The organism is Streptomyces spectabilis, assembly GCF_008704795.1.
GTDB lineage: Bacteria > Actinomycetota > Actinomycetes > Streptomycetales > Streptomycetaceae > Streptomyces > Streptomyces spectabilis.
Window position 1 is genome coordinate 6,605,497 of sequence record NZ_CP023690.1, and the last position, 11,892, is coordinate 6,617,388.

10 protein-coding genes and 1 riboswitch are annotated in these 11,892 nt (G+C 70.4%); of the genes, 6 read left to right on the forward strand and 4 right to left on the reverse strand.

Annotation, left to right across the window (positions count from 1 at the left end; translation table 11 throughout):
- The first annotated feature begins 74 nt into the window (after window positions 1-74).
- Window positions 75-965: a phosphatidylinositol-specific phospholipase C gene (locus CP982_RS29110; RefSeq protein ID WP_150513187.1), complete on the forward strand. Its 891-nt coding sequence runs from the start codon at window positions 75-77 to the stop codon at window positions 963-965.
- Here the strand turns inward: CP982_RS29110 and CP982_RS29115 are convergent.
- The 4 genes from CP982_RS29115 to gcvT all read right to left on the reverse strand — a co-directional run bounded on the left by CP982_RS29115 (window position 952) and on the right by gcvT (window position 5,470).
- A complete protein-coding gene (locus tag CP982_RS29115; RefSeq protein WP_150513188.1) occupies window positions 952-2,322 on the reverse strand; it encodes an L-serine ammonia-lyase in 1,371 nt (456 codons plus the stop codon). The two genes, CP982_RS29110 and CP982_RS29115, sit on opposite strands and share 14 nt — an antisense overlap.
- A gap of 193 nt (window positions 2,323-2,515) precedes the next feature.
- Window positions 2,516-3,778 carry a serine hydroxymethyltransferase gene (gene glyA / locus CP982_RS29120; protein ID WP_150513189.1) on the reverse strand — a complete coding sequence of 421 codons (1,263 nt, stop codon included), beginning with the start codon at window positions 3,776-3,778 and terminating at the stop codon, window positions 2,516-2,518.
- Between the two features lie 25 nt (window positions 3,779-3,803).
- Window positions 3,804-4,181, reverse strand: a complete 378-nt coding sequence (gene gcvH / locus CP982_RS29125; protein ID WP_150513190.1) for a glycine cleavage system protein GcvH — start codon at window positions 4,179-4,181, stop codon at window positions 3,804-3,806.
- Between the two features lie 155 nt (window positions 4,182-4,336).
- Entirely contained in the window at window positions 4,337-5,470 is a 1,134-nt protein-coding gene (gene gcvT, locus CP982_RS29130) for a glycine cleavage system aminomethyltransferase GcvT (protein WP_150513191.1), read from the reverse strand.
- 175 nt (window positions 5,471-5,645) lie between these two features.
- Window positions 5,646-5,748, reverse strand: a riboswitch (glycine riboswitch).
- 134 nt (window positions 5,749-5,882) lie between these two features.
- On the opposite strand from gcvT, the gene CP982_RS29135 reads away from it, so the two are divergent.
- The 5 genes from CP982_RS29135 to CP982_RS29155 all read left to right on the forward strand — a co-directional run bounded on the left by CP982_RS29135 (window position 5,883) and on the right by CP982_RS29155 (window position 11,733).
- A complete protein-coding gene (locus CP982_RS29135) occupies window positions 5,883-6,647 on the forward strand; it encodes an AAA family ATPase (protein WP_229878465.1) in 765 nt (254 codons plus the stop codon).
- Window positions 6,648-6,718: 71 nt separating this feature from the next.
- Entirely contained in the window at window positions 6,719-7,504 is a 786-nt protein-coding gene (locus tag CP982_RS29140; RefSeq protein ID WP_150513192.1) for an enhanced serine sensitivity protein SseB, read from the forward strand.
- A gap of 181 nt (window positions 7,505-7,685) precedes the next feature.
- Window positions 7,686-8,462 carry an enhanced serine sensitivity protein SseB C-terminal domain-containing protein gene (locus tag CP982_RS29145; RefSeq protein ID WP_150513193.1) on the forward strand — a complete coding sequence of 259 codons (777 nt, stop codon included), beginning with the start codon at window positions 7,686-7,688 and terminating at the stop codon, window positions 8,460-8,462.
- 391 nt (window positions 8,463-8,853) lie between these two features.
- Window positions 8,854-9,858, forward strand: coding sequence for an ABC transporter permease (locus tag CP982_RS29150; protein WP_150513194.1), 1,005 nt, complete (start codon window positions 8,854-8,856; stop codon window positions 9,856-9,858).
- Between the two features lie 102 nt (window positions 9,859-9,960).
- Window positions 9,961-11,733 (forward strand): ABC transporter substrate-binding protein, encoded by a 1,773-nt coding sequence (locus CP982_RS29155; protein WP_150513195.1) that lies wholly within the window; start codon window positions 9,961-9,963, stop codon window positions 11,731-11,733.
- Window positions 11,734-11,892: the final 159 nt, after the last annotated feature.

Genomic DNA, 11,892 nt, shown 5'->3' on the forward strand with positions numbered 1-11,892 from the left:
ACCGTTCCCCTGTACAGGCGTTCCCACCCATACTGAGGGCCCTTCCCACGCCCCCCACCCCCACGGGAACCCACATGGCCCTCAGCCGTCGCACCTTCCTCGCCGCCGCCGGTGCCACCGCGTCCGCGGCCCTCGTCGGTACGTCCGCCGCGCGGGCCGTCGCCCGCCCCCTGGACGGCCGCGGCTGGCTGGCCGGGATCGACGGCTCAACTCCCTTGCAGCGCCTCACGATTCCGGGCACGCACGACTCCGGCGCCCGGTTCGGCGGCTGGTGGGTGGAGTGCCAGAACACCACCCTGGGGCAGCAACTGGCCTCCGGCATACGGTTCCTGGACATCCGGTGCCGGGCCTTCGAGGGGTCCTTCACCATCCACCACGCGGCGTTCTACCAGAACCTGAACTTCGACGACGTGCTCGGTGCCTGCCGCGACTTCCTCGCCGCCCAGCCGGGGGAGACCGTCCTCATGCGGGTCAAGCAGGAGTACTCGCAGGAGAGCGACAGCACGTTCCGGGCGATCTTCGAGGACTATCTGGACCGGCGGGGGTGGCGGTCCCTGTTCCACATCGGGCAGGCCTGGCCACGCCTCGGGGACGCCCGCGGCCGGGTCGTGCTCATCGCCGACAACGGCGGGCTTCCCGGCGGCATCCGCTGGGGCGACGGCGGCCTCTTCGACCTCCAGGACGACTGGAACGCCGCCCCGGCGGCGAAGTACCCGAAGATCGAGACGCACTTCCGGAAGGCCGCGAGCCAGCCGGGAAAGCAGTACGTCAACTTCGTGAGCACGGCGGCCGGGCTGCCGCCGCGCTGGAACTCCGACAACCTGAACCCGCGGGTGCACGCCCTCATCGACAGCGCCGAGGGGCGGGCCTGGCGCGGGCTCGGGATCGTGCCGATGGACTACCCGAACACCCGCGCCGGCCTGGTGGAGTCACTCGTGGCACACAACGCGCTCAGCACTCGATGATGTTCACCGCGAGGCCGCCGCGCGCCGTCTCCTTGTACTTCACGGACATGTCCGCGCCGGTCTCCTTCATGGTCTTGATGACCTTGTCGAGGGACACCTTGTGGGAGCCGTCGCCGCGCATGGCCATGCGGGCGGCGGTGACGGCCTTCACCGCGGCCATGCCGTTGCGCTCGATGCACGGGATCTGGACCAGGCCGCCGACCGGGTCGCAGGTCAGGCCCAGGTTGTGCTCCATGCCGATCTCGGCGGCGTTCTCGACCTGCTCGGGGGAGCCGCCGAGGACCTCGGCGAGGGCGCCCGCCGCCATCGAGCAGGCGGAGCCGACCTCGCCCTGGCAGCCGACCTCGGCGCCGGAGATGGAGGCGTTCTCCTTGAAGAGCATGCCGATGGCACCGGCGGCGAGGAGGAAGCGGACGACGCCCTCCTCGTCGGCGCCGGGCACGAAGTTCATGTAGTAGTGCAGGACGGCCGGGATGATGCCCGCGGCGCCGTTCGTCGGGGCGGTCACGACGCGGCCGCCCGCGGCGTTCTCCTCGTTCACCGCCATCGCGTAGAGCGTGATCCACTCCATCGCGCGGGCCTGCGGGTCGCCCTCGGCGCGCAGCTGGCGCGCGGAGTGCGCGGCGCGGCGGCGGACCTTCAGACCGCCGGGCAGGATGCCCTCGCGGGACATGCCGCGGGAGACGCAGGCCTGCATCACGCGCCAGATGTCGAGGAGGCCCTCGCGGATCTCGTCCTCGGTGCGCCAGGCCTTCTCGTTCTCCAGCATCATCGCGGAGATGGAGAGGCCGGTCTCGGCGGAGAGGCGCAGCAGCTCGTCACCGGTGCGGAAGGGGTACTTCAGGACCGTGTCGTCGGGGACGATCGGGCTCTGGCCGTCCACCGCGTCCTCGTCGACGACGAAGCCGCCGCCCACCGAGTAGTAGGTCTTCTCCAGGACCAGGGCGCCGTCCGTGTCGTACGCGAAGACCGTCATGCCGTTGGCGTGGTACGGCAGCGCCTTGCGGCGGTGCAGGACCAGGTCCTCGTCGAAGTCGAAGTCGATCTCGTGCATGCCCAGGACGTTGAGGCGGCGGGAGGTCTTGATCTCCTCGACGCGGTCGTCGGCCGACTCCACGTTCACCGTGCGCGGGGACTCGCCCTCCAGACCGAGCAGGACCGCCTTGGGCGTGCCGTGGCCGTGGCCAGTGGCGCCGAGGGAGCCGTACAGCTCGGCGCGTACGGCCGTGGTGTGGGCCAGCAGGCCCTCGTTCTTGAGGCGGCGGGCGAACATGCGCGCCGCGCGCATCGGGCCGACCGTGTGGGAGCTGGACGGGCCGATGCCGATCGAGAACAGGTCGAAGACCGAGATGGCCACGAGAGAACTCCAATGGTGGGTGGTAGACGCCGTTGTCTGCCGGTCGTGCGAGGGCGGTGCTACGGGCTCGGCGGTGCTACGCGGGCGGTGCGGGACTGCTGGTGGGGCACGTGGTGCGGGGCACCGTGTACACCGTCCTCATGTCCAGTGTGCGCGGTGCCCCGGAAGTCCGTACCAATAAAAGCGTACGAAACTACTTCAGGCCGGGGTACAGCGGGTGCTTCGCGGCCAGAGCGGACACCCGGGCCGCGAGGGCCGCGGCGTCGAAGTCCGGCTTGAGGGTCTCGGCGATCACGTCCGCGACCTCGCGGAAGTCCTCGGCCCCGAAACCGCGGGTGGCCAGGGCGGGCGTGCCGATGCGCAGGCCGGAGGTGACCATCGGCGGGCGCGGGTCGTTCGGGACCGCGTTGCGGTTGACCGTGATGCCGACCTCGTGCAGGCGGTCCTCGGCCTGCTGGCCGTCGAGCTCGGAGTTCCGCAGGTCGACCAGGACCAGGTGCACGTCCGTGCCGCCGGAGAGGACCGAGACGCCGTGCTCGGTCACGTCCGCCTGGACCAGGCGCTCGGCCAGGATGCGGGCGCCGTCCAGAGTGCGCTGCTGACGCTCCTTGAACTCGTCCGAGGCCGCGACCTTGAAGGAGACGGCCTTGGCCGCGATCACGTGCTCCAGGGGGCCGCCCTGGAAGCCCGGGAAGACCGCGGAGTTCAGCTTCTTCGCGAATTCCTTGGAGCGGGCCAGGATGATGCCGCCGCGCGGGCCGCCGAGCGTCTTGTGCGTGGTGGAGGTCACCACGTCCGCGAACGGCACCGGGTTCGGGTGCAGGCCCGCGGCGACGAGACCGGCGAAGTGCGCCATGTCGACCCACAGGTACGCGCCGACCTCGTCGGCGATCCGGCGGAACTCGGCGAAGTCGAGCCGGCGCGGGTAGGCGGACCAGCCCGCGATGATCACCTTCGGGTTGTTCTCCTTGGCCAGGCGCTCGACCTCGGCCATGTCGACCAGACCGGCCTCGTCGACGTGGTACGCGACCACGTTGAACTGCTTGCCGGAGAAGTTCAGGCGCATGCCGTGGGTGAGGTGGCCGCCGTGCGCCAGGTCCAGGCCGAGGATCGTGTCGCCGGGCTTGGCGATCGCGAAGAGGGCGGCCTGGTTGGCGGAGGCGCCGGAGTGCGGCTGGACGTTCGCGTACTCGGCGCCGAACAGGTCCTTGACCCGGTCGATCGCGATCTGCTCGGTGACGTCGACGTGCTCGCAGCCGCCGTAGTAGCGGCGGCCCGGGTAGCCCTCGGCGTACTTGTTGGTGAGGACCGTGCCCTGGGCCTCCATGACGGCGACCGGAGCGAAGTTCTCCGAGGCGATCATTTCCAGGGTGGACTGCTGGCGGTTCAGCTCGGCGTCGACGGCCGCGGCGACGTCCGGGTCGAGCTCGTGGAGAGGGGTGTTCAGAAGCGACATCGGAAGATCAGTCCTTACGCCGTGGTCAGCTGCCTGCGAACGCGGTGTACTCGTCGGCGGAGAGCAGGTCGCCCGGCTCCTCGGCGACGCGCACCTTGAACAGCCAGCCGCCCTCGAAGGGGGCCGAGTTCACCAGGGACGGGTCGTCCACAACGTCCTGGTTGGCCTCGACGACCTCGCCCGAAACCGGCGAGTACAGGTCGCTGACCGACTTCGTCGACTCCAGCTCGCCGCAGGTCTCACCCGCGGCGACGGTGTCGCCGACCGCCGGGAGCTGGGCGAAGACGACGTCGCCGAGCGCGTTGGCCGCGAACTCGGTGATGCCGACCGTCGCCACACCGTCCTCGGTGGCCGACAGCCACTCGTGCTCCTTGCTGTAACGCAGCTGCTGGGGGTTGCTCATGGCGTGAATTCTCCTGTACGCGGGCGTGTGCTGATGAACGCGGGGATGTGCAGTCTTACGGAGTGAGACGGGACGGGCGGGACGCCGGGGGACGGACCGGACCCGGCGCGTCCGTGCGATCGGTCCCTGTGATCAGTTCCGGCGCGGGGCGCGCGTCACTTCTGCCGCTTGTAGAACGGCAGCGCCACGACCTCGTAGGGCTCGTGGGTGCCGCGGATGTCCACGCCCACCCCTGCCGTGCCGGGCTCGGCGTGGCCCGGGTCGACGTACGCCATCGCGATCGGCTTGCCGAGCGTCGGCGACGGGGCGCCGGAGGTGACCTGGCCGATGACCTGGCCGTCCGCCACGACGTCCATGCCCGCGCGCGGGACCCGGCGGCCCTCGGCGATCAGACCGACGAGCTTGCGCGGCGGCGCGGTCGCGGCGCGCTCGGCGGCGGCCTTGAGGGCGTCGTGGCCCACGAAGTCGTCGGCGTGCGTCGTCTTGTCGAACTTCACGACCCGGCCGAGGCCCGCGTCGAAGGGGGTGAGGGACGTCGTCAGCTCGTTGCCGTACAGCGGCATGCCCGCCTCCAGGCGGAGCGTGTCGCGGCAGGACAGGCCGCATGGCGTGAGCCCGACGGGGGTACCCGCGTCCGTGAGCGCCTGCCACAGCTTCTCGGCGTACTCGGGGCGCACGAACAGCTCGAAGCCGTCCTCGCCGGTGTAGCCCGTGCGGGCGATCAGGGCGGGCACGCCCGCCACGGTGCCCGGCAGGCCCGCGTAGTACTTCAGGCCGTCCAGGTCGGCGTCCGTGAGGGACTTCAGGATGCCGGGGGACTCCGGGCCCTGCACGGCGATCAGGGCGTAGGCGTCGCGGTCGTCGCGGACCTCGGCGTCGAAGCCCGGGGCGCGCTCGGTGAGGGCGTCCAGGACGGTCTGGGCGTTGGAGGCGTTGGCCACGACCATGTACTCGGTCTCGGCCAGGCGATAGACGATCAGGTCGTCCAGGATGCCGCCGTCCTGCTGACAGATCATGGTGTAGCGGGCGCGGCCCACGGAGACGGAGCCGATGTTGCCCACGAGCGCGAAGTTCAGCAGGTCCACGGCCTGGGTGCCGCGCACGGTGATCTCGCCCATGTGGGAGAGGTCGAAGAGGCCGGCCTTGGTGCGCACGGCGTTGTGCTCGTCGCGCTCGCTGCCGTACCGCAGCGGCATGTCCCAGCCCGCGAAGTCGGTCATGGTGGCGCCCAGCGACCGGTGCAGGGCGTCGAGGGCGGTCTGACGTGGGGCGCGTGCGGTCTGACTCATCAGTACTGGCTCCAGGGCATGACGGGCGAGGTCGGTCCTCCCCATCTGTCATAAACCTGAGAGGTTCACCATGCCCCGCGCGTATAACGGAGCATGACTTGCACCTTGGGTGGAGCCGTCCCGCCGGCCGACCTGGTCGCGCTCGTCGGGGGAGTGGCTCGCTTTTCAGATGTGCCTCGCCCGCGCGGTACGGGGCCTGAGAGATTCAAGGGAGGAACTTGCTCCTTCGGCGCCCCGCGACGCTCACGCGTCACCGGGGACTCTCCCGCGCGGATTCAAGCGGCCGGTATGGAGTTGGCGCGCACATCATTGCACGCGCCCCCGCTTCACAACAGCCGCAACCAGGGAGTCCCCCGGTGTCGTCTTCGTAGGGCATTACCGTCTCTTTACACTCGACGGAGAAGTACTGGGGATGAGTGACGTGACGAGCATGGGGAGGCCGATCACGGTGCGCAGGAGCAGTGCTTACGCGACGACCACGGGTGTCTCGCTGCCCAAGGCGGGAGCCGTGCTGCCCGGTGCGGGCGTCGCGCTGCCCCCGCAGCCGGGCGCCCCCGCGGGCCCGGCGCGCGAGGCCGCCACCGGTTCCCCGCGGGCCGTGGTGCGCGACCTCAGGGGCCGCGCCGGGCGCGGCCCGCGCCGTCTGGTGTTCTCCGCCGGTGACGTCGTCGTGGTCTCCGGGCTCCCCGGCAGCGGCAAGTCCACGCTCATGCGGCGCGCCGTGGCGGGCCCGCGGGTGGACTCCCAGGACACCCGCGACCGCTGGGCGGCCCGCGTGCCGCGCCGGATCCCGTACGCGCTCTACCGCCCCCTGGTCCGCGTCGCGCACTACGCGCACCTGCTCCGGACGCTGCGCGCCGGCACCGGCGTCGTCGTCCACGACTGCGGTACGCAGCCCTGGGTGCGCCGCTGGCTCGCCCGCGCGGCCGCCCGGCGCGGCGCCACGCTGCACCTGCTCCTCCTCGACGTGCCCGCGCCGGTCGCCCTCGACGGCCAGCGCGCCCGGGGTCGCGGCGTCTCGCGGTACGCCTTCGCCCGGCACCGCAGGACGGTCGGCCGCCTGGTCCGGGCCGCCGAGAGCGGAGAGCTGCCGCGCGGCTGCGGCTCGGCGGTGCTGCTCGACCGCCGGGCGGCGGGGGAGCTGCGCGACCTCGGCTTCGAGGGCGAAGGCGGGTAGGCCGCGGCCCGCGCGGCGGACGGCGTTAGGGTCGGGCCGCAGAACAGCACGGAGAGCAGGGGTCGAGACAGATGGCATTTCCGGGGGACGTACCGGCACAGGCGCACGCCCATCCGCACGGCGGCTGGCCCGCGAACGAACTGGAGCAGGTGCTCGCCGCCTCGCTCGGCGCCCCGCCGTCCGAGGCGACGGGCGCCCGCATGGTCGAGGTGCTCGGCCGCAGCGCGCTGTGGATCCCGCTGCCGAACGGGGGCGGCCCCGAGAGCGGCACGCTCGACCTGCCGACGCTGGAGCTGGACGGACAGGCGTACGTGCCCGTCTTCACCTCCGAGCAGGAGTTCCGGCAGGCCACCGAGGGGCGGATGAGCTGCGCGGTGGCGCCCGCGGTGGAGTTCGCGCGCGGCCTGGCGCCCGAGCTCGGCATCGCGCTCAACCCGGAGGGCACGGTGGCGGTGCCGCTGCCGCCCGCCGCGGTGGCCGCGCTGTGCCAGGTGGGGCGGACGGAGCTGGACGGGCCCACGAGCGGCGGCCGGGTGCGGCTCTTCGAGCCGGACTGGCAGGACGACCCGGTGGACTTCCTGTCCGCCGCGGCCCGGGAGTTCGAGGCGACCGGCGCGGTGCTCAGCGCGCGGCGCTGTCTCGCCACCGTCGAGGACGAGGCACCCACCCTCTTCATCGGCGTCGAGCTGTCCTCCTGGGAGGGGGACGCCAGGGAACTGCCCCTACAGGCCCTGGGCCGCGCCCTCGGCCGGACCCCGGCCCCCTGGCCGGTCAACCTGGTCCTCCTGGACGCGACCCAGGACCCGGTGGCCGACTGGATGCGAGCAAGGCTCCGCCCCTTCTTCACCGCGGTCTAGGGGAGCGCCCCGAAGGGGCGCGGGGAACTGCGCGCCCAGCCACGACGAGGCCGCGGACGCAGGACGGCACAGCACGGCAGACCTGTTCAAGCGCTAAGTCGCTACGTCCCGCTTAAGCTGTTCCCGGTGACGCGGTCGGCGCAACGACCGCGCAGGGCACGTCGCGAAGGGGCGGTTACGGGTGAGCGCGTCGGGCACCGCTGCGGCCGGACAGGTCGAGCACATGCTGCGCCAGGTGGCGCCGGGGCGCTATGACGCGTACGAGGCGCTCCTGCACGCCCTCGCCGACGGCAAGGTGTGGATGCTGCTCTGGCACGGCCAGGCCGGATCCCCCGACGCCCAGTACGGGAACATGGAGGTGGAGGGGTACGGCTACGCACCGTGCGTGACCTCCGCCCAGGAGCTCTCCGTGAGCGGCTGGAACCGCGGCTACGAGGTGGTGGGCGGCCTCGACGTGGCCCGCTCGCTGTACCCGGACCACTACGGACTGTGGCTCAACCCGCACGCCCCGGGCGGCGGCGTCGGCGTCCCCTGGCTCGATCTGCGGCGCATCGCCGACGGCCTCTCCGCACAGCCGGCGGGCCCGCTGCGGATGACCGATCCGACCATCGAACTCCCGCAGTTCTATGCGCTGTTGACCCAGAACGCACACCGCACCGCGGCCGTCCGCGCGCTGCGCCGCGCCTGGGTCCAGCCGGTGCTCGGCGCCCCCTATCTGGCCATCGGTCTGGATGTGTACGACACCTCGCCCGGGTCCGTCGACGCGGTGCGCGCGATGATGCGGCAGTCCATCGGCGCCGTCCCCGAGGGGCTGCCCGTGTCGACCGTCGCGATGGCCGATCCGCACGACCCGGTCGCGCTGTGGCTGCGTGCCAACGCCCGGCCGTTCTACGACCGCGACGCGCAGGCGTCCCCGGCCCCCGCCGCGGGCGGATACGGCTATCCCGCCCAATACTGAGACATCTCTGACGAAAGCGGTGGCAATCCCACCGCGTGCCTCTCGTCATGATCGAGGCGGTGGCTGGATTCCGCTTCGAGGCGATGGCCTGATCAGCGTCGACATGCGCGATGTCCCCTTCTGGGGCAGGAGTGGGCGTATGGACGCGAGTGGTGGCTGTGCCCCCAACTGCCCCGTGTTCGACCGTCGTTCAGTGACGTCCGGATAACGGAACACCTCGATCAGCATCACGGTTGCGCATCCATTCCCCGACAAGTCTGGTAACAGATCACGACCCCGTTGAAGACTCCCGCTCCAAGGGGCCTTCGCCCCTGTGTACGACGGACTGATCACGTCGCTACAGCGGCAAGTGCGGGCCGGTCACCGCCGGTTGAGAGGGGTCCCTGCCACGATGACGGCGCCATTGCATGACACACCTGCGGACGCGAAACCCACGGAGGAAGTCGCCCCCGCAGCTGGTGCAGGGGGGAAGAAGGTCGAGGGGCGCTCCCTCACGCAGATCGCCTGGAACCGCCTGAAGCGCGACAAGGTCGCCCTCGCGGGCGGCATCACGGTGGTCCTCCTGGTCCTCATCGCGGTGTTCGCACCCCTGATCGTCAGCGTGCTCGGACACCCGCCGAACGACTTCCACCAGGAGAAGCTGGACCCGCTGACCAACCTGCCCACGGGCTCGTTCGGCGGCGTGAGCAGCGACTACCTCTTCGGAGTCGAGCCCAACAAGGGCCGCGACGTGTTCAGCCGGATCGTCTACGGAGCACGCATCTCGCTGCTCGTGGCCTTCCTCGCGGCCATCGTCGCCGTCGTGCTCGGCACCCTCTTCGGGATCATCGCCGGCTACTTCGGCGGCTGGGTCGACGCCCTGATCAGCCGCGTGATGGACGTGCTGCTCTCCTTCCCGCAGCTGCTCTTCATCATCTCCCTGGTCTCGGTCCTTCCCGACGACTTCCTGGGGCTCGAAGGGACGAGCGTGCGCGTCGCGATCCTCGTCCTGGTCATCGGCTTCTTCGGCTGGCCGTACATCGGGCGCATCGTGCGCGGTCAGACGCTCTCGCTCAGGGAGCGCGAGTACGTGGAGGCCGCCAAGAGCCTCGGCGGCGGGCGGCGCCACATCCTGTTCCGCGAACTCCTGCCGAACCTCGTGGCGCCCATCACCGTCTACGCGACGCTGATGATCCCCACGAACATCCTCACGGAGGCCGCCCTCAGCTTCCTGGGCGCGGGTGTCAAGCCGCCGACCGCCTCCTGGGGCGGCATGCTGCGGGACGCCCTCGAAACGTACGAGCACGACCCGATGTTCATGGTCTTCCCGGGTGTGACGATCTTCATCACGGTGCTCGCCTTCAACCTCTTCGGGGACGGTCTGCGCGACGCGCTCGACCCCAAGGGAACCCGTTAGCAGTCCCGATCGACTTGCCCCTGCCGCTGGTCAGGTGGCTCTTTCCATGGTTCTTCGGCAGCGATAAGCCAGGGAACCGCGAATCTGGAAGGTTGCGAGAAAATGCCCACACTTCCCCCGAAAAGGCGGCTCGCCGCGGGCGCGGCCCTCGTCGTCGCGGCCCTGGTGACCACCACGGCCTGCGGCGGTGGCGACGGTGACGGCGACGGCGACGGGAAGGGCGCCGGCTACAACGCCGCCCTGAACAAGGTCGCCAAGGCCTCCAAGAAGACCGGCGGCACCCTGCGCATGGTCGGCAAGCAGGACCTCGACTCGGCCGACCCGCAGCGTGCGTACTACGGCATGTCCTGGGACTTCATGCGCTTCTACACCCGCCAGCTGGTGTCGTACGACACCAAGCCGGGCAAGGCGGGCACGAAGCTGGTGCCGGACCTCGCCAAGGCCACCGCGAAGATCTCGGCCGACGGCAAGACGTACACGTACGAGCTGCGTGACGGCCTCACCTGGGAGGACGGCTCGCCGCTGACCTCCAAGGACATCAAGTACGGGATCGAGCGCATCTGGGCCAAGGACACCATCACCGGCGGCCCCGGCTATCTGCGCCAGGCCCTCGACCCCAAGGGCGAGTACCCCGGTCCGTACAAGGACAAGTCGAAGGACAAGCTCGGTCTGAAGGCGATCGAGACGCCGGACGACAAGACCATCATCTTCAAGCTGCCCAAGCGCAACGGTGACTTCGAGCAGTTCCTCGCGATGCCCTCCGGCTCCCCGGTGAAGGCGGCGAAGGACACCAAGGCGAAGTACACCTCGCGGCCGTTCTCCTCGGGCCCGTACAAGTTCGACACGTACAAGCCCGGCAAGAAGATCGTGCTCGTGCGCAACGACAAGTGGAAGAAGTCCTCGGACCCGATCCGCCCGGCGCTCCCGGACAAGATCGACGTCACCATCTCCGCCAACCTGGAGGAGAACGACAAGCGCCTGATGGCCGGCGACTACGACGTCGACCTCAACGGCACCGGCATGACCCAGTCCGGCCGCGTCACCGCCGTCCAGAAGCACCGCGACAGCGTCGACAACATGCACACGTCCTTCGTGCGCTACGTCGCCCTGATCCACACGGCGAAGCCGTTCGACAACGTCCACTGCCGCAAGGCCGTCTTCTACGCCACGGACTTCGCGAGCCTCCAGCAGACCCGCGGCGGCAAGCTCGCCGCCGGTGACATCGCCAACAGCACCTTCCCCAAGGCGATCCCGGGCTACAGCGACTACGACCCCTACGGCGTCCTGGCGCGCAAGGGCAAGCCGGACCTGGCCAAGGCCAAGGACGAGCTGAAGCAGTGCGACAAGCCGAACGGCTTCAGCGCCAAGCTCACCGCCCGCAACAACAACCCGGGTGAGGTCGACACCGCCGAGGCGCTGCAGGCCCAGCTGAAGAAGGCGAACATCAACATCGAGGTCGAGTCCCTCGACGGCGCCGACTCCGCCAGCATCACCGGTTCGCCCTCCGTGGTGAAGAAGCGCGGCTACAGCATGCAGATGTCCGGCTGGGGCCCCGACTTCCCGTCCGGCCAGGGCTACGCGCAGCCGCTGTTCGACTCCCGCTTCCTGGTCGAGAACGGCAACTACAACGAGTCCCAGATCAAGGACAAGAAGATCGACGGGCTCTTCGACAAGGCGATCGCCGAGACCGACCCGGTCAAGGCCGGTGAGATCTACAAGCAGCTCGACAAGCGCATCCTCGACGACGCCGACTGGATGCCGTTCCTGTACGAGAAGAACATCACCTGGCGCGGACCGCGGCTGACCAACGCCTACATGTCCGACGCCTACAACGGCCGGTACGACTACGTCTCGCTCGGCGTCAGCAGCAAGTAACGCCGGACCGCCACGGCGGGCCTCACCCGCCGTGGCACCCGTAGTCGATTGACCGTCATACCGCCGCCGATATCCGCCAGTCCGAAGGGCAGGTGATGGCCCCGGGCGGTGGCCCCGCACCCCTCACGAGGGGGCCGCGGGGCCACCGCCGGGCCGCGC